The organism is Thermodesulfovibrio sp. 3462-1 (assembly GCF_040451425.1).
GTDB classification, from domain to species: Bacteria; Nitrospirota; Thermodesulfovibrionia; order Thermodesulfovibrionales; family Thermodesulfovibrionaceae; genus Thermodesulfovibrio; species Thermodesulfovibrio obliviosus.
This window is the reverse complement of the sequence record NZ_CP144374.1, coordinates 568736-593194: the sequence shown is the minus strand read 5'-3', so window position 1 is coordinate 593194 and position 24459 is coordinate 568736. Positions and strand designations below refer to the sequence as shown.

13 protein-coding genes, 1 tRNA gene, 1 pseudogene and 1 CRISPR repeat array are annotated in these 24459 nt (G+C 38.4%); of the genes and pseudogenes, 9 read left to right on the top strand and 6 right to left on the bottom strand.

The features are described 5' to 3' along the window. From V4D31_RS02975 to V4D31_RS02950, 6 genes and pseudogenes are all read left to right on the top strand, one after another. A pseudogene (locus V4D31_RS02975) lies at positions 1-78 on the top strand (CRISPR-associated endonuclease Cas2); the annotation flags it as partial. Positions 79-91: 13 nt separating this feature from the next. After that, positions 92-331, top strand: a complete 240-nt coding sequence (gene cas2, locus V4D31_RS02970; RefSeq protein WP_353686758.1) for a CRISPR-associated endonuclease Cas2 — start codon at positions 92-94, stop codon at positions 329-331. Positions 332-472: 141 nt separating this feature from the next. Continuing rightward, positions 473-13640: direct repeats of the CRISPR family, unit length 29 nt; unit sequence TTGCGAGCCTACCTATGAGGAATTGAAAC. Between the two features lie 54 nt (positions 13641-13694). After that, a complete protein-coding gene (locus V4D31_RS02965) occupies positions 13695-14186 on the top strand; it encodes a hypothetical protein (RefSeq protein WP_353686757.1) in 492 nt (163 codons plus the stop codon). A gap of 14 nt (positions 14187-14200) precedes the next feature. Continuing rightward, positions 14201-14710, top strand: a complete 510-nt coding sequence (locus V4D31_RS02960; RefSeq protein WP_353686756.1) for a hypothetical protein — start codon at positions 14201-14203, stop codon at positions 14708-14710. A gap of 36 nt (positions 14711-14746) precedes the next feature. Beyond that, positions 14747-14953, top strand: coding sequence for a hypothetical protein (locus tag V4D31_RS02955; RefSeq protein WP_353686755.1), 207 nt, complete (start codon positions 14747-14749; stop codon positions 14951-14953). A 212-nt stretch (positions 14954-15165) separates the two neighbouring features. Further along, positions 15166-15876: a site-specific integrase gene (locus V4D31_RS02950; RefSeq protein ID WP_353686754.1), complete on the top strand. Its 711-nt coding sequence runs from the start codon at positions 15166-15168 to the stop codon at positions 15874-15876. Here the strand turns inward: V4D31_RS02950 and V4D31_RS02945 are convergent. Next, a tRNA-Ala gene (locus tag V4D31_RS02945) sits at positions 15842-15914 on the bottom strand. The genes V4D31_RS02950 and V4D31_RS02945 overlap by 35 nt on opposite strands. 107 nt (positions 15915-16021) lie before the next feature. Between V4D31_RS02945 and V4D31_RS02940 the strand changes: the two genes are divergently transcribed. Then, positions 16022-17335, top strand: coding sequence for a tetratricopeptide repeat protein (locus V4D31_RS02940; RefSeq protein ID WP_353686753.1), 1314 nt, complete (start codon positions 16022-16024; stop codon positions 17333-17335). Next, the gene (locus V4D31_RS02935; protein WP_353686752.1) at positions 17332-17922 is read left to right on the top strand and encodes an RNA ligase partner protein; all 591 of its coding nucleotides are present in this window, start codon (positions 17332-17334) and stop codon (positions 17920-17922) included. Before V4D31_RS02940 ends, V4D31_RS02935 begins: the two co-directional genes overlap by 4 nt. Here V4D31_RS02935 and V4D31_RS02930 read toward each other — a convergent pair. The 4 genes from V4D31_RS02930 to V4D31_RS02915 form a co-directional block, all read right to left on the bottom strand. Beyond that, positions 17902-18888 (bottom strand): acetyl-CoA carboxylase carboxyltransferase subunit alpha, encoded by a 987-nt coding sequence (locus V4D31_RS02930; RefSeq protein WP_353686751.1) that lies wholly within the window; start codon positions 18886-18888, stop codon positions 17902-17904. The two genes, V4D31_RS02935 and V4D31_RS02930, sit on opposite strands and share 21 nt — an antisense overlap. Continuing rightward, the gene (locus tag V4D31_RS02925; protein ID WP_353686750.1) at positions 18885-22286 is read right to left on the bottom strand and encodes a DNA polymerase III subunit alpha; all 3402 of its coding nucleotides are present in this window, start codon (positions 22284-22286) and stop codon (positions 18885-18887) included. Before V4D31_RS02925 ends, V4D31_RS02930 begins: the two co-directional genes overlap by 4 nt. A 102-nt stretch (positions 22287-22388) precedes the next feature. After that, positions 22389-22604, bottom strand: coding sequence for a hypothetical protein (locus V4D31_RS02920; RefSeq protein ID WP_353686749.1), 216 nt, complete (start codon positions 22602-22604; stop codon positions 22389-22391). A 296-nt stretch (positions 22605-22900) separates the two neighbouring features. Continuing rightward, positions 22901-23146 carry a hypothetical protein gene (locus V4D31_RS02915; RefSeq protein ID WP_353686748.1) on the bottom strand — a complete coding sequence of 82 codons (246 nt, stop codon included), beginning with the start codon at positions 23144-23146 and terminating at the stop codon, positions 22901-22903. Between the two features lie 332 nt (positions 23147-23478). Here V4D31_RS02915 and V4D31_RS02910 point away from each other — a divergent pair, with 332 nt between their 5' ends. After that, the gene (locus tag V4D31_RS02910; protein WP_353686747.1) at positions 23479-24060 is read left to right on the top strand and encodes an NUDIX domain-containing protein; all 582 of its coding nucleotides are present in this window, start codon (positions 23479-23481) and stop codon (positions 24058-24060) included. Here V4D31_RS02910 and ndk read toward each other — a convergent pair. After that, positions 24046-24459 carry a nucleoside-diphosphate kinase gene (gene ndk / locus V4D31_RS02905; protein WP_353686746.1) on the bottom strand — a complete coding sequence of 138 codons (414 nt, stop codon included), beginning with the start codon at positions 24457-24459 and terminating at the stop codon, positions 24046-24048. The two genes, V4D31_RS02910 and ndk, sit on opposite strands and share 15 nt — an antisense overlap.

The following is a 24459-nucleotide window of genomic DNA, read 5'->3' as shown; positions in this document are numbered from 1 at the left end:
ATGAATGTAATACTTGTTTATGATGTCAAAGAAGAAAGGGTTCAGAAGGTTTTGAAGATTTGCAGAAAGTATCTACACGACTGTCTTGTTGATGAGCATTTTCCAGTTGTTGCTCGTTTTGAAGATTTGCAGAAAGTATCTACACTGGGTGCAGAATTCTGTATTTGAGGGAGAGATAACAGTGGCAAGGCTTGAGAAGCTCAAGAGTGAGTTAAGGAAGATAATCAATGAAGAGGAGGACTCCATCATTATCTATACCTTCAGGACAGGCTGGTATACAAGGCGGGAGATAATGGGCATAGAGAAGGGAGGGGAAGAGGTGATACTCTGAGATTCGTCTATCCCTGATAATGCAAAAATGCTGGGACAGCGACGAAGGAAAAGTTGATTTTTTAAGGGAACTTATGATAAAAAATAAAATAATTCTATTGTTCTTTGAAAATTATGTTTTGATTTTTCGCATAAAAAATGGATTGCGAGCCTACCTATGAGGAATTGAAACATTTTGAGAATGCATATTGAGCAAGTAGGAGAGAATATATTGCGAGCCTACCTATGAGGAATTGAAACTTTTTTTATTCTACTTTAATTATATCAAAATTTTTTATTGCGAGCCTACCTATGAGGAATTGAAACCATTTACTTTTTTGATAAAGACAAAATTGACAAAAAAAATTGCGAGCCTACCTATGAGGAATTGAAACAAGTTGGGGGAGCAAGCATTATTAAACTCCTCAAAGATTGCGAGCCTACCTATGAGGAATTGAAACGACCCAGGACTGAAAAGTCTGCCACCTGAAGTAGATATTGCGAGCCTACCTATGAGGAATTGAAACTATATAATAGCTCAACTCTTCCTCTAGTTCTTTCGTATTGCGAGCCTACCTATGAGGAATTGAAACGCTGTTGTAGTTTTTTTATAGCATCAAGATCACCAAAATTGCGAGCCTACCTATGAGGAATTGAAACTACATATTCTTTATAGTGTGCAACCATTCACGGAGCGATTGCGAGCCTACCTATGAGGAATTGAAACCTATCAAATTTTTGAATGTTTAACGGCAGAAGACGAATTGCGAGCCTACCTATGAGGAATTGAAACAGACTAATTCCAAAATCTTTAGCAATTTCTTGTATTTTATTGCGAGCCTACCTATGAGGAATTGAAACTATCTCTAAATTTTAACAAGCCTGTTTCTCCGATTGAATTGCGAGCCTACCTATGAGGAATTGAAACTTCATGAAGATCAATTTTTTTGATTACTACTGTAGATTGCGAGCCTACCTATGAGGAATTGAAACCTATACCTACAATCTCTCGTATTTCATCCCAGTTTATATTGCGAGCCTACCTATGAGGAATTGAAACAGACAAATAGCGGATTCCTCAACCGTTCTCTATTTCCATTGCGAGCCTACCTATGAGGAATTGAAACTCAATAACAGGGCATCCTCTGATGCCCTGATCAATCTATTGCGAGCCTACCTATGAGGAATTGAAACTAACTACAATAAAGTCATTCCATATTCGCCTGCAAACATTGCGAGCCTACCTATGAGGAATTGAAACGAAGACGCAAAAACAATTGTAAAAGAATACATTGACTCATTGCGAGCCTACCTATGAGGAATTGAAACAGGATATAACGGTAGGGGCAGAAATCAAGATTGTGAAATTGCGAGCCTACCTATGAGGAATTGAAACTAACTATGTAGTTGAAAACAAGGATAACCCTAAAGATTGCGAGCCTACCTATGAGGAATTGAAACGGGTGTTTCTCCTCAAAGGAGATTCCAAATTCATAAAATTGCGAGCCTACCTATGAGGAATTGAAACCTTTGAAGGTCTATGATTTTTGTAATTTTCCACTTTAATTGCGAGCCTACCTATGAGGAATTGAAACGCTGTAAGCAACTCCTTGTAAACTCGACTTTACACGATTGCGAGCCTACCTATGAGGAATTGAAACGAGTTACTCTTAGTGCTTTGAGTTCATTTTCAACAGGATTGCGAGCCTACCTATGAGGAATTGAAACCCACAAGGAAGTTTACCTCCATGGCTTCAAGGAATACATTGCGAGCCTACCTATGAGGAATTGAAACGACAGAAGAATCACAAAATATCCGTCACTGATAGAAATTGCGAGCCTACCTATGAGGAATTGAAACCTATTACGATTGAAAGGATATTTCCTTTTATCCCTAGATTGCGAGCCTACCTATGAGGAATTGAAACAGTGGAACTGATATCTGGTATATCTCACGCATCCTGATTGCGAGCCTACCTATGAGGAATTGAAACAAGTAAAAGCTATTTATCTTTCTGATTGGGTCTTCAGAATTGCGAGCCTACCTATGAGGAATTGAAACTCCAATCCACAGGGATTGGGTTAAGAGGGGGAAATTATTGCGAGCCTACCTATGAGGAATTGAAACTTATCACCTCCTCTCTTTTTTACTTTATCAGGGAAATATTGCGAGCCTACCTATGAGGAATTGAAACTAGGGAAATCAAAAGCAATTTCTTTTTTTGGAAAAGAATTGCGAGCCTACCTATGAGGAATTGAAACCTCCTCGGGGTCATCGATTACATAACAATAATTCTTATTGCGAGCCTACCTATGAGGAATTGAAACAAAAAATTAATAGGGGGTGCCAGCATGGCAGAAATTAATTGCGAGCCTACCTATGAGGAATTGAAACTTTCCTACATCACCCCCAACTTTAAAGAAACCGACTGAATTGCGAGCCTACCTATGAGGAATTGAAACTTTCGTACACATACACACCATATACCGCGTTTCCAAATTGCGAGCCTACCTATGAGGAATTGAAACTTACGATATGCCTTGGTAACTCCATCACAAAGAGTCATTGCGAGCCTACCTATGAGGAATTGAAACTATTATCTACTATATACAAACCCTGAGACAAAAACTGAATTGCGAGCCTACCTATGAGGAATTGAAACCAGAACCAAATAAAAAACCAGATTTCAAAATTAATACCATTGCGAGCCTACCTATGAGGAATTGAAACAAGCCATTTCCTGCTACTGTTGCCTGTAGTTTAGTTCATTGCGAGCCTACCTATGAGGAATTGAAACTCTTTTCCCCCATGGAAAATCTCTTTCCACTGGTGTATTGCGAGCCTACCTATGAGGAATTGAAACCGTCATGTATAGAGTTTGCAAATCCAACTTCCCATCCATTGCGAGCCTACCTATGAGGAATTGAAACTCTTCGTCGAATATCACTGTATTTTGCCTCCACCCTAATTGCGAGCCTACCTATGAGGAATTGAAACAGTAGCAGCAGTCATACTTCTTGATAAATGGATACAATTGCGAGCCTACCTATGAGGAATTGAAACACTTTTCAGACATACCAGGGAGACTATACAGAGTATCATTGCGAGCCTACCTATGAGGAATTGAAACTATTACTTGCAACCCTCCCATAATTCACAAAAACAATATTGCGAGCCTACCTATGAGGAATTGAAACTGTTCTCCCCCTGCTGGTTTTATATAGAACCGACAAATTGCGAGCCTACCTATGAGGAATTGAAACTTCCCTGATACTCTCCGCAAGCTCTCGGATGTATTCAGATTGCGAGCCTACCTATGAGGAATTGAAACTTCTTTTTCTTTTCTGCTGTAAGCAACTTTTTGTAAACATTGCGAGCCTACCTATGAGGAATTGAAACGGATATCCACTTTCTGACAGTATATACATTTTTGTTGATTGCGAGCCTACCTATGAGGAATTGAAACTCAATGACAGTGCACTTTTTAATGCCCTGCTCAATTTATTGCGAGCCTACCTATGAGGAATTGAAACAAAAACTCGCCTTCCCATGTCCCTGCGAGCTTTTTCATTGCGAGCCTACCTATGAGGAATTGAAACAAATACATAGATAATCTATTCTGGATGATGCTCTCCACATTGCGAGCCTACCTATGAGGAATTGAAACTCTTCCTCTTTGTCAATACCCTCTATCTTTTTTTCTAAATTGCGAGCCTACCTATGAGGAATTGAAACAGGCTAAAGCTGTATTTATGAATCATGAGGAATACAAATTGCGAGCCTACCTATGAGGAATTGAAACAAAAAAAGGAGGAAGACTATGGCAAAGGTGATTTTGGATTGCGAGCCTACCTATGAGGAATTGAAACCTGATCTGTTTACTGCCCTTAAGCCAAAGGGGGATAAATTGCGAGCCTACCTATGAGGAATTGAAACTATAATTTCTGAGGTCAACCTCTGCTATTTGATAATATTGCGAGCCTACCTATGAGGAATTGAAACAAGAATCTTTCTCAATATAACCACCTCCTCCCTGCCAATTGCGAGCCTACCTATGAGGAATTGAAACAAGAGTTTTGCTATCGGACTTTGACACCTTCTATGCATTGCGAGCCTACCTATGAGGAATTGAAACACCCTGTACTCTGCGTATTCTTCCGCGCGCTCAGGGTATTGCGAGCCTACCTATGAGGAATTGAAACAACTTCTCTGTGACCCCGTATATCTTATGAAAGTAATTGCGAGCCTACCTATGAGGAATTGAAACAATGGAAAAGAGCAATGATGCTGGTAGCTCCTCCCAATTGCGAGCCTACCTATGAGGAATTGAAACGTTTTGTATATAAGGACATTGGCGGTGTAACTGTAGATATATTGCGAGCCTACCTATGAGGAATTGAAACTAAATAAGTCGTTGTCTTTTCTGTACTCTTTGAGGAAGAATTGCGAGCCTACCTATGAGGAATTGAAACATTTTCTCTTTAGTCTTTCCTTGGCCTCATCAAGAATTGCGAGCCTACCTATGAGGAATTGAAACTGGAGGCGTAGAAATTGAATTAACTTTATCAATTTATTGCGAGCCTACCTATGAGGAATTGAAACGAATTCTCCTTGTGCCATCTTATTATCCTGTGCATAATTGCGAGCCTACCTATGAGGAATTGAAACACAACATAAGTGAGCTTGGGGTAAAAAGTAGCATCGTTCAATTGCGAGCCTACCTATGAGGAATTGAAACCGCAGAAAATAGCTATTTTCAAGTTTTTCGTTTGAAGTAGATTGCGAGCCTACCTATGAGGAATTGAAACGACAATACGGAAAAATTGAAACAGAAATGTGGCTTGAATTGCGAGCCTACCTATGAGGAATTGAAACCTGCTTCAGAAAGCTGAAATTGTTGATGTTGAAGGGATTGCGAGCCTACCTATGAGGAATTGAAACTCATAAAAGAAATTTATGCCGTTGGCAGTAGTCTCAATTGCGAGCCTACCTATGAGGAATTGAAACACTAAGACAAAACCCGGAGGAACTGCCAGTGCATCATTATTGCGAGCCTACCTATGAGGAATTGAAACAGGCTAAAGCTGTATTTATGAATCATGAGGAATACAAATTGCGAGCCTACCTATGAGGAATTGAAACAAAAAAAGGAGGAAGACTATGGCAAAGGTGATTTTGGATTGCGAGCCTACCTATGAGGAATTGAAACCTGATCTGTTTACTGCCCTTAAGCCAAAGGGGGATAAATTGCGAGCCTACCTATGAGGAATTGAAACTATAATTTCTGAGGTCAACCTCTGCTATTTGATAATATTGCGAGCCTACCTATGAGGAATTGAAACAAGAATCTTTCTCAATATAACCACCTCCTCCCTGCCAATTGCGAGCCTACCTATGAGGAATTGAAACAAGAGTTTTGCTATCGGACTTTGACACCTTCTATGCATTGCGAGCCTACCTATGAGGAATTGAAACTAGACACGGTAAAGTATAAGCTCCAAAGTTTCTCCTCATTGCGAGCCTACCTATGAGGAATTGAAACCCTTCTCAGAAATTTCTGATAGTTTTTCGGGGTCTACCTATTGCGAGCCTACCTATGAGGAATTGAAACACTCATTTTTAACATCTGTTGCTACTAAATATTAACTATTGCGAGCCTACCTATGAGGAATTGAAACCAAAAAATACATTGATGATGATTTATTGCTTGACAAGATTGCGAGCCTACCTATGAGGAATTGAAACACTCATTTTTAACATCTGTTGCTACTAAATATTAACTATTGCGAGCCTACCTATGAGGAATTGAAACCGAACTAATTGCTGCCTTTGCCATTTTGTTAAAATTATTGCGAGCCTACCTATGAGGAATTGAAACCCAATAGAGATAAAAAAAATATTTTCAATGACAAAATTGCGAGCCTACCTATGAGGAATTGAAACTCCTCAATCTTGCGAGGCAATGCATACCAATTACCAATTGCGAGCCTACCTATGAGGAATTGAAACTCTTTTCTGTATTTTTTGAGAAAGATTTGTAGGGAATTGCGAGCCTACCTATGAGGAATTGAAACTAATCATTCAAATTTACATTACCAACATTCTCAATCTTATTGCGAGCCTACCTATGAGGAATTGAAACTTTTTTCAAGTTTAATTTTTAAATATTTGTATAAGAAATTGCGAGCCTACCTATGAGGAATTGAAACATGCATCTAATGTCTTGTTATCAACATCAGGAAAATGAATTGCGAGCCTACCTATGAGGAATTGAAACTGGCGAACTCAATCGCAAAAGCGGGATTTGAAATGTATTGCGAGCCTACCTATGAGGAATTGAAACCTCTTAGTCTGTTCTCTGCGGCAATTCTGACTTTTTGAATTGCGAGCCTACCTATGAGGAATTGAAACACAAGTAAATTCTTTTGCCATTTGAATAATATCCCAAATTGCGAGCCTACCTATGAGGAATTGAAACCTTTGTCCCCATAGAAGCGTTCCCACCCTATGGTAAAATTGCGAGCCTACCTATGAGGAATTGAAACATTTCTTCAATAAGCTCATGAATTAATTCGTCTAAAAATTGCGAGCCTACCTATGAGGAATTGAAACTTTCCTGTGTAAAATGGTAGGTAAGGTTTTGTATTCATTGCGAGCCTACCTATGAGGAATTGAAACAGTAGAGGTCAGGCTCTGGTTTTACAAAAACTTGCTGATTGCGAGCCTACCTATGAGGAATTGAAACTCTCTTTGCCTGAAACTATGAAGCTTTTTAGCTTGGAATTGCGAGCCTACCTATGAGGAATTGAAACTAACTATTTCTACTCAGCCCCAGGATCAGGAGCAAGATTGCGAGCCTACCTATGAGGAATTGAAACTTTTTCCTCATGAGGAACACGATAATCAGTTATTTAATTGCGAGCCTACCTATGAGGAATTGAAACTCAACATGCTCTTTTGCCACTTTAACAAAATATCCTTATTGCGAGCCTACCTATGAGGAATTGAAACTTTCCTGTGTAAAATGGTAGGTAAGGTTTTGTATTCATTGCGAGCCTACCTATGAGGAATTGAAACTCGAAGAAACAGAACTACAAGATTTATGGAATTTTTATTGCGAGCCTACCTATGAGGAATTGAAACTATGAAAAATAGCAAAGCACAGAGCAGTTCCCATAGCTTATTGCGAGCCTACCTATGAGGAATTGAAACCTGGAAGCCCAATAATTTTAACTACTTGCTCAGCTGTATTGCGAGCCTACCTATGAGGAATTGAAACATAGAGATAACTGCCAGTCTGGAGCAAGAAGAATAATTCATTGCGAGCCTACCTATGAGGAATTGAAACATTTCAACAGGCAGGTTGACCCTGACTGTTTTTATCTTATTGCGAGCCTACCTATGAGGAATTGAAACGCCCATTCTGTTGCTTCACCCTTCCCAACTCACTAAATTGCGAGCCTACCTATGAGGGATTGAAACCTGGTTTAGTTGGTGGTGCTGGAAGTTCTTTAAGTTGATTGCGAGCCTACCTATGAGGGATTGAAACAATATGTTGCCATGGCCTTGGTGGCCACGGCATAAAAATTGCGAGCCTACCTATGAGGGATTGAAACACGGCTAAGCCTGGGGAATCACTACTTGTGAAAGACAATTGCGAGCCTACCTATGAGGGATTGAAACTATTCTGAGCTACCCGGAGAAAATCCTCTGGCTGCTATTGCGAGCCTACCTATGAGGGATTGAAACTACAAAATAAATTAAAATAAAATTAGAATAAAAAAAGATTGCGAGCCTACCTATGAGGGATTGAAACTATGGAAAGATAAGTTTTCTCAGGTAATCACTTCTGGATTGCGAGCCTACCTATGAGGGATTGAAACTTTTACAAACTTTACAAGCCCCGTAAAACCAAGCAGATTGCGAGCCTACCTATGAGGGATTGAAACCTGGACCAGATACTGTTTGCCCCGACGGACACTGTATATTGCGAGCCTACCTATGAGGGATTGAAACTCTTCCTGACATCCTCTTCAGTCCACTTCTTACTTTATTGCGAGCCTACCTATGAGGGATTGAAACTCAATTCTCTAATTTTCATCTTTACCCCCTTTAATTTATTGCGAGCCTACCTATGAGGGATTGAAACCAACGCTGTCGATCAGCTTTACCCCCGACGGTGACATTGCGAGCCTACCTATGAGGGATTGAAACGAAAGTACGGAAGTCTTGGAATTCCTTCCATTAACAAATTGCGAGCCTACCTATGAGGGATTGAAACACTCTACTTCTCGGGAGATGTAAAGAATTAGCACGGAATTGCGAGCCTACCTATGAGGGATTGAAACGGAGTTTTTCTTTCTGTTCAGGGGTAAGCTCCCCTGATTGCGAGCCTACCTATGAGGGATTGAAACAAGCAGAACAGACTGAAAAGCTACTACAGTTAATAGCATTGCGAGCCTACCTATGAGGAATTGAAACATCTGATGGATAAGGTGCTTTCCAGTTATTTGAGACATTGCGAGCCTACCTATGAGGAATTGAAACCTGATCTGTTTACCGACAATAAGCCAAAGGGAGGTAAATTGCGAGCCTACCTATGAGGAATTGAAACCAGTATCTCGTACCCGCTTTTTTCTCCAGATTCTTTATTGCGAGCCTACCTATGAGGAATTGAAACAAATATACAATCCAGTTTCCTCTAACTGTAATAACCATTGCGAGCCTACCTATGAGGAATTGAAACTGGGAGGGTTGCAAGTAATATAACTACTCCTAGAGAAATTGCGAGCCTACCTATGAGGAATTGAAACCTCTTTTGCCGCGGTTGACACTGCCATCCATATTGCCAATTGCGAGCCTACCTATGAGGAATTGAAACCAATCCTGGGTCAAAACAAATACAGGGATCTCATTGCATTGCGAGCCTACCTATGAGGAATTGAAACTCCAGGACCCTTCGTCATAAAAAACTGGCATATTTCATTGCGAGCCTACCTATGAGGAATTGAAACTGCTTCCTGAAATTGTTGGTGTTGCGGGCATTTTCCATTGCGAGCCTACCTATGAGGAATTGAAACTTTCCCCGGGAACAAACTATGTAACTCTAAAGACAGGATTGCGAGCCTACCTATGAGGAATTGAAACCCATGCAGGAGTAGTATTATCAGTGTTGTTATATAGATTGCGAGCCTACCTATGAGGAATTGAAACCCATGCTGGTAAGTTGACTCAGATTCACATCTACATATTGCGAGCCTACCTATGAGGAATTGAAACTACAGAAGTATATCTACTGCTTTCACATTCTTATAAAATTGCGAGCCTACCTATGAGGAATTGAAACCCTGTATGCGGAACATATACGGATGCAATCAAATACCGATTGCGAGCCTACCTATGAGGAATTGAAACTTGTGAAATCCCTCCGGGAGAGGTCTTCCCAGATGGATTGCGAGCCTACCTATGAGGAATTGAAACAACCAATGCCCTACTAAACGAGTTAGAGTCTGATTAATTGCGAGCCTACCTATGAGGAATTGAAACTTAAAGCGGAAACAGTTGAATGCATTAGAATTTGGAGGATTGCGAGCCTACCTATGAGGAATTGAAACCGGGGTTTCTCAGGGAATGCTCTCTCGAGTACCCTAATTGCGAGCCTACCTATGAGGAATTGAAACCTAACAATACATCCTCGCACCTCCTTTTTAAGCTGCGGAATTGCGAGCCTACCTATGAGGAATTGAAACCCAATTTTTGGGAAGCAAAACCTAACTTTTATGGACATTGCGAGCCTACCTATGAGGAATTGAAACCTCTTTTGCCGCGGTTGACACTGCCATCCATATTGCCAATTGCGAGCCTACCTATGAGGAATTGAAACGCGCCTCCCCCCTCTATGTCTATGTATAGGGCCCCCATTGCGAGCCTACCTATGAGGAATTGAAACTATTGAGAAGACAGCCAATTTGCCGCTTTTCTTATTGTATATATTGCGAGCCTACCTATGAGGAATTGAAACAGTTGTGGAAATACAGGAAGAGGGCTGTCTAAACGTATTGCGAGCCTACCTATGAGGAATTGAAACGGTCAATTCCTATAGTGAGGTGGTGATGAAGTGCTATGATTGCGAGCCTACCTATGAGGAATTGAAACCTGTTTGCTAATCCAAAATTGGTTCAGCTTGCAAGAAATTGCGAGCCTACCTATGAGGAATTGAAACTTGGAGTTGGTGGAGTTGTATCCAACATTTTGAACACATTTGCGAGCCTACCTATGAGGAATTGAAACTCTTATCAACAGTCCTTTCTGCCACTTTAGAAGTACATTTGCGAGCCTACCTATGAGGAATTGAAACTGGGTATCCGTTGCCGTTGTAGAGGATACAGGGTTTGATTTGCGAGCCTACCTATGAGGAATTGAAACCTTTTTCGAGTATCACAGACATCTTGGAGTGGATATGTTGCGAGCCTACCTATGAGGAATTGAAACTACCATGCCTTATGGTGGGGTCAAAATACCCTATTATTTTGCGAGCCTACCTATGAGGAATTGAAACAGATTTTTCAGCAAAAAAGGATATATTCTGACTACGATTGCGAGCCTACCTATGAGGAATTGAAACTTGGATAGGTGTTTCAGTAACATGGGATGTATGGAAATTGCGAGCCTACCTATGAGGAATTGAAACTTGGATAGGTGTTTCAGTAACATGGGATGTATGGAAATTGCGAGCCTACCTATGAGGAATTGAAACTTGGATAGGTGTTTCAGTAACATGGGATGTATGGAAATTGCGAGCCTACCTATGAGGAATTGAAACTCTCTTTGGGTACTCTGGATCATAGGGGCATAGCCCCGTTTGCGAGCCTACCTATGAGGAATTGAAACCTGGCCAGAAGGGCACACTGCCACTTCAACTGAGAGGTTTGCGAGCCTACCTATGAGGAATTGAAACCGGCATCAAAAGCTGTAGCAAAAGCCATTACGGCGGGAGTTTGCGAGCCTACCTATGAGGAATTGAAACGTATTTTCAGTTTAATTCTACAATCTATGCCACTTCTGGAGTTTGCGAGCCTACCTATGAGGAATTGAAACTATAAAATTTGCCTCGGATAAAGTAGTGGATATCATGGGTTTGCGAGCCTACCTATGAGGAATTGAAACTGGAGATTGAACAGGGATTTTTGTTTCAAGATAGTTGGTTTGCGAGCCTACCTATGAGGAATTGAAACCCTAACTCATTTAATACACTTGTCGCTTTCTACTTTGTTTGCGAGCCTACCTATGAGGAATTGAAACTTACCCAGGCATTGGCATCTTTAGCCTTTTTAAGCCGTTTGCGAGCCTACCTATGAGGAATTGAAACATGGACTTCAGGATGCTATTGATGATGGAACTACTGTTATTGCGAGCCTACCTATGAGGAATTGAAACGCAGAAAAGATAGGAAAATACAGCATACATCATTTGTCGTTTGCGAGCCTACCTATGAGGAATTGAAACCGAGACTACCAAGCCTATCCATACCTCATCTCTGTTGAGTTTGCGAGCCTACCTATGAGGAATTGAAACGTACCTATGAGAATAAACACACAGGATAGCTGTCCAAGTTTGCGAGCCTACCTATGAGGAATTGAAACGCAGTTGTTTGGGGTCCAGCAGACCCCATCAAACAAGTTTGCGAGCCTACCTATGAGGAATTGAAACCAGTTTCTACTAAGCCACAGGATCAGGAGCAGGAGTGTTTGCGAGCCTACCTATGAGGAATTGAAACATTACATCTCCGCCTTTGGCGGGGAATTATTACATTTCATTGCGAGCCTACCTATGAGGAATTGAAACTAAATGGGATATCCGTGAAAGCACGGATATTCCAACATTGCGAGCCTACCTATGAGGAATTGAAACAGGATAATACAGAATTTGAAAAAGCTAAAGAGTCAACAGCATTGCGAGCCTACCTATGAGGAATTGAAACAAGAATTGGAAGCTTTAGGAAAAGAAATAAAAGATGATTTGCGAGCCTACCTATGAGGAATTGAAACATACTTCAGACATACAGGAAATACTGAACTCAATAAATTTGCGAGCCTACCTATGAGGAATTGAAACTACCCCCGTAAATAGCGAGGGTGAAGTTCTTCCCAGGTTTGCGAGCCTACCTATGAGGAATTGAAACTCAGGTCAGGGATTGGAATACCTGTTTCTTGGCTCAATTTGCGAGCCTACCTATGAGGAATTGAAACGTGATTGGGCAAGTGCTTTAAAGAATGGAGTTTATATGTTTGCGAGCCTACCTATGAGGAATTGAAACTCAGCTTTTAATTTTTGGAGGGCCATATAAAATTGGCCGATTGCGAGCCTACCTATGAGGAATTGAAACTACAACTGACCCTCCCAAAGCCTCCTTTGGAGGCTGGATTGCGAGCCTACCTATGAGGAATTGAAACGTGGAGATAAATACGTTCCCCCTTCTCTCATATCTCCTATTGCGAGCCTACCTATGAGGAATTGAAACTGGTAAAGCAATTTTTCCATCTACTACTCATTTGTTGAATTGCGAGCCTACCTATGAGGAATTGAAACTACTTGCACAGTTCCAGTCTCCCCCAGGCCATTCGACGAGTTTGCGAGCCTACCTATGAGGAATTGAAACATTAAATTTTTAATGATTTCTTCAAATTTCATTTTTGTTTGCGAGCCTACCTATGAGGAATTGAAACACAGAAAGACTCGGGGGGAAAGAAAAAATCCAGGAGGAATTGCGAGCCTACCTATGAGGAATTGAAACACGGCGTTGCTATTGTTATTTAGCTCATCACTCATGAATTGCGAGCCTACCTATGAGGAATTGAAACAATCCCAGCAGTTGAGATAGCACCTCAGCTGTGCTTCGTTTGCGAGCCTACCTATGAGGAATTGAAACGGTCAATTCCTATAGTGAGGTGGTGATGAAGTGCTATGATTGCGAGCCTACCTATGAGGAATTGAAACCATTCACAATGCGATTACCACTACCATTAGATACAAATTGCGAGCCTACCTATGAGGAATTGAAACTCCATCGGTGGGTTGGAAGAGACAATTTTTTGCATATTGCGAGCCTACCTATGAGGAATTGAAACGCCTCCAGCTCTTCCTGGTTAAGAACCTTTCCCTCGTTTGCGAGCCTACCTATGAGGAATTGAAACAATCCCAGCAGTTGAGATAGCACCTCAGCTGTGCTTCGTTTGCGAGCCTACCTATGAGGAATTGAAACTAATAATAGAATAAACTACCCAATTGTACTTTTTAGATGTTTGCGAGCCTACCTATGAGGAATTGAAACAATTTTGAGATTAAGTCTTTCATTAAAGAATTAGAAAAAAAGGAGGGGAAAAACATGGCAAGAGGGATTTATCGAAGAGGTAATACCAAGTGGATGTCTTGGCAAATTCTATGTTTAGTATTTTCAACTTTATTTTATGGTTGTATGACGCCTATTCAGCATCAAAAAAACTTATCTTCATCTCAAGAAAGAGAGATAACTTTAGGCATCGTTCAAAAAGAAATTCGTATTGGAATGTCCCAAGCAGATGTTGTGAGTGCTTTAGGTTCCCCAAACATTGTGACCAAAGATAGCGAAGGTAAAGAAACGTGGGTTTATGATAAAATCGCTACCGAGGCATCATATTCAAAAGACAGTGGTGGTATAGGAGGTGGGATAGGAGCAGGCGGGATTCCCGAAACAACACTTATTTTGGGTGGGATAGGTGGAGGTTATTCAAGAGAAGCTGGAGCAGCCAGTGTTACACAGAAAACGCTCACAGTAATTATAAAATTTGGTAAGGATAATAAAGTAGAGTCATTCTCATACCATTCGAGCAAATTTTAAAGGGAGGTAAAAATATGAGGAAGTTTTGGATATTTTCAGTAATAATGAGCATATTTATTTTTGGTTGTGCTACAACAGAAATTACTCCACCAAAGACACAATTACAAATTCGTGAATTTCAAACTCGAACATTTGACACCAATGATATCAAAATAGTTATGAAAGCTATGCTTAATGTGCTTCAGGATGATGGCTTTATTGTAAAAAATGCTGTCCCAGATATTGGTCTATTAACTGCAGAAAAAACTTTAGATGCTACAGATAAAGCAAGTGAATTTTGGGTTCAACTTGGTGTGGCGTTTGGAGGCAGGGAAACTCCATATAGAAAGGCCCAAATTATAGAATGCACAGCAAATATAAGTGAATTTGGCAAACAATCTCGTGTCCGTGTCAATTTTCAGGTAAAAGTTTTGGATCAAAGAGGTGGTATTATGGAGGTGAAACAAATTGATGATGAAAAATACTACCAGGACTTTTTCTCAAAAGTTGATAAGGGACTTTTTATCCAAAAAGAAAAATTGTAAAGATTAGAAAAGAAAGTAAAAACAAAGTAACAAAACATGGCAAAAGGAATCTTTAAGCGTTGGAATATTTATTGGATTCATTATGCTGGCCTTGATGGAAGGATTATCAGGGAATCATCAGGCTCTACAAAATTTAAAGACGCTGAGGCTTTGCTTATTAAAAAAAGGCAATCCATAAAAGAAGGCAAACAACCTGAGATAAAACATATCGCAAACCATACTTTCAATGAAATTGCTGAGTAATACTCAAAATGGGCAGAGAGGCAAAGATGTTTTAAGAGTAAGAAATACATCATTAACCAGTTAAACGAAGTTTTTGGTAACCTACCTCTTAGGCGTTTCAGTTCAATGCTCTTAGAACAATACCAAACTGAAATATTGCAAAAAGGTAACAAGCCTGCAACCTGTAACCGATGGCTTGCCACAATAAAGCACATGTTTACAAAGGCTGTAGAATGGGACATGGTAGAAGAAGAGACCTTGAAGCGTGTAAGGAAGTTAAATTCTTACAAGAAAACAATAGACGTTTACGATTCTTATCCAAAGAAGAGTGTCAAACCCTTATCAATGCTTGTGATCCTCACCTGAGGCCTATTGTGATATGTGCTCTAAATACTGGTATGCGTAAGAGCGAATTTCTTAACCTTAAGTGGGATCAAGTTGATCTGAAGCATGGTTTTATCTTCCTTGATAAAACAAAGAATGGTGAAAGAAGGGAGATACCAATAAATGATACTCTTAGAATAACTTTTAATGGACTTTTAAGACGGCTTGATACACCTTACGTATTCTATGATCCTGCAACTGGTAAGCCTTACCAGGATGTTAAGCGATCCTTTGCTTCTGCATGTAGAAGAGCAAAGATTCAAGACTTTAGATTCCATGATCTAAGGCATACATTCGCTTCTCACCTTGTTATGGCAGGGGTTGATCTAACAACTGTAAAAGAACTTTTAGGCCATAAAACACTGACCATGACCTTAAGGTATTCTCACTTGCACCAAGCCATAAAATTAAAGCGGTGGATGTGCTGGATAGTGTGCTCGGACAAAAATCAACTGCACAAAAAGTGCACAATTTGGAGATTTTCGCAAATGCATAAGGTTTGTAAGTTATTGAAATTATTTATAATGGAGCTGAGGGGAGTCGAACCCCCGACCTCTTGAATGCCATTCAAGCGCTCTCCCAACTGAGCTACAGCCCCGATTTTTTAAAAATAACATATATATATGTTATTTTGTCAATTGCTATTAATTTTTCTTGCTTTTTTAAGGTATAATTAAAAAACTGCACGAGTGAGAGGTACATGAAATGTCAAAATTTTTGATTTTTCTACTTCTTGTTTTTCTCACAGTTATCGGACTTTTTGCCATGGAAAATAAAGAAATGGTAATTATTAAAGTTCCATTTGGTGCATCTTATGAGATGCCAAAAATAGGATTAATGCTTCTTTCTTTAAGTTTTGGAGCCTTTTTTGTTTTTATTGTCTTTTTTATCAGAGACACAAGCAATCTGATAAGTAAACTTCAATTGCAAAAAAAGCAAAAAAAAGAAGAAAAAATAAAGGATTACTATGCAAAGGCACTGAGAGACATCATGAGGGACAAAGTTCAAGAAGCAAAAGAAGCTTTACAGGAGATATTGAAAGAAGAACCAGAACATGTAGATGCTCTCATAAGGCTTGGGGACCTGTCAATGAAGGAAGAAGACTATAAAACTGCACTTAAATATTACAAAAAAGCCTATGAACTTGATCCTAAAAATATTGTTCCTCTTTTTTCTCTGGAAAATGTTATGGAAAAAATGAATGAAAATGAACTCGCAATTAAATATATTGAACAGATCATAAATCTTGAACCAGATAGCCCTCTGGCACATTACAAAATGAGAAATATTCTGGAACGACTTGAAAAATGGGAAGATCTGATCAGTCTTCAGAAAAAGATTCTAAAACTTGTTCCTGAATATAAAAAAGCAGAGGAAGAAAAAAAACTTGTAGGATATACATACGAGTACGGGAGAGTAAACCTTGAATCTGGCGAGATTGAACAGGCAGGAAGGGTTTTTTCAAGCCTTATTAATAACTATCCTGAATTTGTACCTGCTTATCTTGGAATGACAGAGGTCATTCTTTCAAAAGAGGGAGTTAAGGAAGCAATTGAGTTTCTTCAGAAATCATACGACAATTTAAAATCAAAAATTTTGCTCATAAGACTTGAAGACTTACTTATCAGTATAGGTGATCCTAAAAGACTAATTCAATTTTACTTCAAAGCAATAAATGAGCAGCCTGATGATGTGGAGCTTAAATTTCTTCTTGGCAGACTTTATTATCGTTTGGAAATGATTGATGATGCCATAGAAATCTTGTCTTCTATAGATCCAGCCATATGTTCAACTCCAAAACTACATTGCATCAAAGGATATCTTTACATGAGAAGAAATCAGATAACGAAAGCTATCTCTGAATTTAAAGAACTTTGCCCTGAAACACAGGTATCAACCTTGTCTTATCTATGCAGGGCATGTCATTCAACATTTGAAGAATGGGTAGGAAGATGCCCTGTTTGTGGAACATGGAGTAGTTTTGAGGTTGACCTGAGAGGCTGTGAAATCCTGAAATGATTGATTTTTTTTGTAGAAAACGAAAAATAGTTCTTGATACAAGCGTTTTTGTAAATCCTGATATAAGAAATTTTTTTGGTAAAAGTCCTGAACAGGCGATTGAAGAATTTATAAAAATAGCTAAAAAAGCTAAAAATCTTGAATTTTATATTCCCTCTACTGTTTTTAAGGAGTTAATGTATTTTGTTGATGAAAAAAAAATTCCGAAAGATTTTTATTTTTTAATCAGAATCAAATCTCCTGATAAACACAGAAGTCAGTGCCCGGCAATATTTTTTTATGAGCTCGTTGAAGAGATGAGGCAGAGAATAAATAAAGGCTTGAGAGTTGCAGAAAATGCTGTAAGAAATGTCACACAGAAAGAACCTGATGAAGTAATTAAAGATTTAAGAAAAAAATACAGAGAAGCACTCCGTGAAGGTATTATTGACAGTAAAGAAGATGTTGATCTCATATTTCTTTCTATGGAGCTTAAAGCAACACTGGTAACGGGTGATCAAGGTTTAATCAAATGGGCTAATAAACTCGGAATTGAATGGATTATCCCAGAAAAATTTAAAGACTTTTTACTTTCTACTACGAGATGAACTCCAGAAATTTCCAATTTGCCTGAATTTTTCGTATCTTTTTTTAATAAGTTCTTCTACTGGTATTTTACTAAGTTCTGCTGCGGTGCTGATTATTCTGTTTTTGATTCTTTTACCTGTTTCATGCGGTTGTCTGTGAGCTCCACCAAGTGGTTCAGGAATTATATCATCAATGATCCCGAATTTCTTCAGATCTTGGGCTGTAAGCTTGAGTTCTTCCGCTGCCTTCATATAGTCTTCCACTCCCACATCAGAATTCTTTTTCCACAGTATAGCTGCACATCCTTCAGGAGATATAACTGAATAAACAGAATGTTCAAGCATAAAAATTTTGTCACACACACTGAGCGCAAGGGCGCCTCCACTTCCACCCTCACCTATTACAATCCCAATCAAAGGTGTTTTCAGCAAAGACATCTCCATAAGATTTGTTGCAATTGCCTCAGCCTGACCTCTTTCTTCAGCGCCTATCCCTGGAAAAGCACCCGGAGTATCAATCATTGTAATGACAGGCATTGAAAATCTTTCTGCCAGTTTCATAACTCTTAATGCTTTTCTGTATCCTTCTGGATGAGCCTGACCAAAGTTTCGATAAATTCTTTCTTTTATTGTTCTTCCTTTCTGATGTCCTATAACTGCATAAGAAGCACCATCAATTTTACCTATTCCTGCTACTACAGCAGGATCGTCTCCAAAACGGCGATCTCCGTGAAGCTCAATAAAATCTTCAAAAATCATTGAAATGTAATCAAGAGTGTAAGGTCTTTCAGGATGCCTCGCAAGCTGGGTCTTCTGCCATGCTGTAAGATTTGAGTAAACTTCAGATTTTAATTCTTTTAATTTTTTATTAAGCCTTTTTATCTCCTGAGTAAGGTCAATCTCACTGCCATCTGAAAGCTTTTTCAGTTCTTCAATTTTTGTTTCTAACTCCTGTATGGGTTTTTCAAAGTCAAGATAATAAGTCATAATATTCTCACCTGACAATTTTCAATTTTTTGTATTTTTGTTTCAAAATCAAGGCACGGTTCAAAAGGACTTAAAATTATAACATGACAGTCAGCAAGATTTAAACATATATATACTTTGCCTTCTCCATTACGGGTTTCTTCAAGACATTGTCTTATTTCTTTCAAAGTTTTATAAGCTTTCTCCATGTCTGAACAGTCAACACTTAATTCATACTTTATTTTTAAATCCAGATTTTTCATATCTTCTATCTGTCTTGCAAGAAATTTTGTTGAATCAGGAGATTTAAATACAATGCCATTAATGATAATTGAGTTTTTTTCTGTTAAAATATTGCTACATTTTTTAAAAAGTTCAGGATAAATTACAACCTCAACCCTGCCTGTCTCATCTTCTATTGTTATGTAAGCAGTAACACCTTTTTCCTTTGCTTTACTTTTTACTTCTTCCACAATGCCTGCTATTTTTATCTCCTGCTCCTGTTCAATTTCAATAATCTCATCTTCTGCAGTATCAAAAATATCAGCAATTGTACAGATCCCCATCCTATTCAAAACTGCTCTCAGCGGTTTCATTGGATGACCTGTAAGATAAAAACCAAGCGCTGTCTTTTCCTCACTCAGTACAGTTTCATTATCCCATGGCTCTATAATTTGCTCATTAAAAAATAATCCACCAGGTAGTTTATTGCCTTTAAAGGATAAAAGTTCATGCATTGCAATAGCTCTTGCCTGATTGGCAGTGTATTGAGGATAAAGAGAATCAAATGCTCCTGCTTTAATGAGGGATTCTATCACTTTTTTGTTAACTTTTCTTGTGTCAACTCTGCTCAGGAAATCAGTCATTGATGTAAATTTTTTCTTTTTCCTTTCATTGAGAATACATTGAAGGGCAGAGCCTCCTACTCCTTTGACAGCTTCAAGTCCGAATCTTATGGAATTTTCCCTTACAGTAAAGACTCTGTCGCTTTCGTTTATGTCAGGTCCTTTAATTTCTATACCCCATGCTTTGCATTCATTTATAAATTTAACAATTTTATTTGTATCTCCCATTTCATTTGAAAGGTTTGCTGCAAAGAATTCTTTAGGATAATGAACTTTTAAATAAGCTGTAATGTATGCTAAATAAGCATAGGCAGCAGAATGGGATTTATTAAAACCATACTCAGCGAAAGCTGCCATTATATTGAATAAAGCTTCTGCTTTGTCCTGTGTCACTCCGTTTCTTATGGCTCCCTGAACAAACTCTTCCTTAAGACTCATAAGCAGTTCTGGAATTTTTTTACCCATTGCCTTTCTTAAAACATCTGCCTGTCCCATTGTAAACCCTGCAATTTTATTGGCAATTTTCATAACCTGCTCTTGATAAAGAATTACTCCATAGGTTTCATCAAGTATTTCTTTTAGCTCTGGCAGATCGTAATGAATGGGAACCAGTCCTTTTTTTCTTTTAATAAAATCATCAACCATACCACTGCCAAGGGGTCCGGGTCTGTATAAGGCTACAAGGGCAATGAGGTCCTCAAATCTCTGAGGTTCTACTCTCTTGAGTAATTCTCTCATACCTCTACTTTCAAGCTGAAATACTCCTGTTGTCTGTCCTGAACAAAGAAGTTGATATGTTTCCTTATCATCAAGAGGAATGTTTTCTAATTTCAGCTCTTTACCCTGAGCTTTAACATATTTTATTGTGTCATCAATAACAGTGAGGGTTTTAAGACCTAAAAAGTCAAATTTAAGCAATCCAATATCTTCCAGGGCTTTCATATCAAACTGGCTTATTACAGTCTCTTCACCTGGATTTTTATAAAGCGGCATTATATCTTCAAGAGGCTCAGGAGAAATAACAACGCCTGCAGCATGTTGAGATGAGTGTCTTACAAGTCCTTCAAGTCTTAAAGCTATGTCAATTAATTCTTTTATCGTTTCAGATTTATCGTAAAGTTCCTTGAGTCTTGGTTCTAAATTTAAAGCTTGCTGTAAAGATGGACATGCAAATGGTATCATTTTGGCAATTTTATCTACATCACCATAGGGAATGTTTAATGCTCTCCCCACATCTCTTACAACTGCTCTTGCAGCCATTGTTCCAAAAGTTATAATGTGTGCAACTCTGTCAACTCCATATTTTTCTGTAACATATTTAATTACTTCCTCTCTTCTGTCCTTACAGAAATCCACATCAATATCAGGCATGCTTATTCTTTCAGGATTTAAAAATCTTTCAAAAAGTAGCCCGTATTTTATGGGATCTATATCGGTAATCTTGAGTGCATAAGCAACAAGGCTTCCTGCTACTGAACCCCTTCCAGGTCCAACAGGGATTTTTTTTCTTCTCGCATAATTTATAAAATCCCATACAATGAGAAAATATGAAGCAAAACCCATTTTTGTTATAACTTTGAGTTCTTCTTCCAGACGATTTATATAATCCTCAGGGATATTGCCATTAAATCTCTCTTTTAATCCTTCCTGAGCAAGTTGTTTTAAATATTCTTCTGCTGAGTATCCGTCGGGAACATGGTATTTTGGAAGCTTGTATTCACCAAGTTTAAAATGGAAGTTACATCTATCTGCAATCTCAAGAGTATTTTTCAGTGCCTGAGGAATTTCAATAAATGCTGAATAAATCTCCTCTGGAGATTTAAAGTAAAACTCGTCTGTTTGAAACTTCAGTCTTGTTTCGTCTTTTATAGTTTTGCCAGTCTGGATGCAAAGCAGAATTTCATGTGCCCTTGCATCTGACCTGTAAAGATAGTGACAGTCATTGGTAGCAACCAAAGGAATATTAAATTTTTTTGAAATCTCAATTAATCCTTTATTTGCAATCTCCTGTTCAACAAGGCTGTTTGACTGGATTTCAAGGAAAAAGTTCTCTCCAAATAGGTCTTTTAATTCTTTTGCTGTCTTTTCAGCTCTATCAATGTTTCCATGAACAATACTGTGTGGGATTTCTCCTTTAAGACATCCAGAAAGAGCAATAAGTCCTCTATAGTATTGATTTAAAAGCTCCATATCAATTCTTGGTTTGTAGTAAAACCCTTCAGTATAAGCCAGAGTAACAAGTCGGGTAAGATTCCTGTATCCTTCCTCGTTTTCCACCAACAAAGTAAGATGAAATGATGCTTCCTCTGGCATTCCTGGTGCTTTTATCTTTGTTTTATCAAAACGACTCTGAGGAGCTACATATACCTCACAACCTATAATAGGTTTTATCCCTGCTTTAGTGGCTTTTTTATAAAATTCCACTACTCCAAAAAGATTTCCATGATCAGTTATTGCCACAGCAGGCATATTGTATTTCTTTGCCTGTTCAACTAATTCATCAATTCTTATTGCTCCATCAAGGAGACTATATTCTGTATGTACATGAAGATGGACAAACTCATGAATGCTCATATTATGAATGTTAAAATTTTACTCTCCCTTTAGTCAATTTCAGTGCTTTAGGAAGCTTTTATACAATAATGCAGGGAGGGGTTGTCCCCTCCCTTCAGAGTTTTAATTAATCAGTTCTGTATCAGATGTTCCTGTGGACAATCCCATTATTTCTCTATTCATAAGAAATCCGACTACTGCAACTACCCTGCATTCATCTTTAAATTCACATCCTTTACATTTGCCACCGAGTTTAGGAGTATGAAGGCATTCAACGATCTCTGGAAAGTATGTAACAAGCACACGGAGGTTGACGGATAAATTGTTTTCTTCTTCCATAAAACCTCCTTTCTCAGGCATACTGCCTGATATTTTTTAAATTAATTTAATCTGGAATCCTAATGGAGCCAGAGGAAGTTCTTCATCTAATGGTGAATCTTGGAGGGAAATTTTTAATCGCTACTAAAGTATTCTAACTAAGCATTCACTTCATATTAAAATTATCATATCAATTATCTCCTGATAATTTCAAGTCATTGAATCGCCCTATGTAAAATCTAAAAGAGAATAAAAAAACTCTCAAAAAACACTCTAAAAGCAATAGAATGAGGTATAAAGTAAAACTGTCTACTAACTCAATAATGAAAGTTTACAATATTGTATACCCTTAAAACTGCCATACTCACCCATACCGTCTCAGAGGAATGGAATTCTGCGTAGATATACCTTGATGCATCATCTACCATTGCAATAAGCCACCAGGGTTCCTTTATCTCTTCAATCAATCTGGGCTGAGATGAGTCCATCTCAGAAGCATCCCTTCCTTTGGCATCTTCCTCTGTTACCTTAAGATTTGAGGGCTTCTCAGGCTTTTGCCTCATAAGACCCTCAACCCCCAGAGATAGAAATCTCTTCTTAAGCCTTAATATCTGCCTGTAGCTTAATCCTAAACGAAAGCCTCATCTTCCCTTCAATAACCTCTTTCATTACAAAATGTCTCTTCAATTCTTCCTCCGTAACAATATACTCTCTTTCAATTTAGCCTCCTCCTTATAGCTTTATCCTCTATAAGAAGTAGGCTAACATATATGTGACATCTTAAATTAGTAATAAAGTGTGACATTTCAATATAGTACCACAGAGGCAATTCGATGTATTGAAAAATATTCAAATAATAGGTAAAATATTTAAACTCTGATGGAAAAGGGGTATAATGGAAGAGTTTCTTGAAATCGTTGATAAGGATGGTAGAGTCATATCAATAGCTCCAAGAAGTTTTATTCACGGTAACCCATCAATGCTTCATAAAGTTGTTCATGTTCTGGTTTTTAATTTAAAAGGTGAGTTACTTCTTCAAAAAAGAGCATCTCATAAAGATGTTGCACCGAGTAAGTGGGATACTTCGGTTGGAGGGCACATAAAGCCTGGAGAAAATATTTTAACTGCAGCAAAAAGAGAAATGCTTGAAGAACTTGGAGTTGTTCCTGAAAATCTCAGGTTTCTTTACACATATATTCATTCAAATGAATATGAGAGTGAGCTTGTTTATACATACTGGACAATTCATGAAGGACCTTTTGATTTTAACAAAAATGAAATTGAAGAGGTTGCATTCTGGAGTATTGAAAAAATCCAGAATTCTCTAAAATCCGGCTTTTTTAGTGATAACTTTAAACATGAATTTTTTAGATTTATTTCAAATTATGCATTTATGCCTCTCTGCTTTAATTATTTCTTGAATGAGCTGGGGCCTCCCTATTTATCAGGAGACCCGAATTTCTTAAAGAATTTCTAACGCTGAGAAAAAATATTGAATTTCATAGGCTGCTGATTGAGGGGAGTCAGAACCATGCACTGCATTTCTTTCTATAGATTCACCGAAATCTTTTCTAATTGTTCCTTCATCTGCCTGAGTAGGATTTGTTGCTCCCATAATCTTTCTTACCTTTGCTATTGCATCCTTACCCTCTAAAACCATCACAACAATAGGTCCTTCAGACATAAAATCAGTTAGAGATTCATAAAAAGGTCTGTCCTTGTGAACAATGTAAAAACCTTTTGCTTCATCTTTTGTCATCTTGATTTTTTTCAATGCAGCAACCCTCAGTCCCTGTTTCTCAAATCTTGAAATTATCTCTCCAATGAGATTTTTCTTTACAGCATCTGGTTTAATGATAACAAGAGTTTTTTCCAT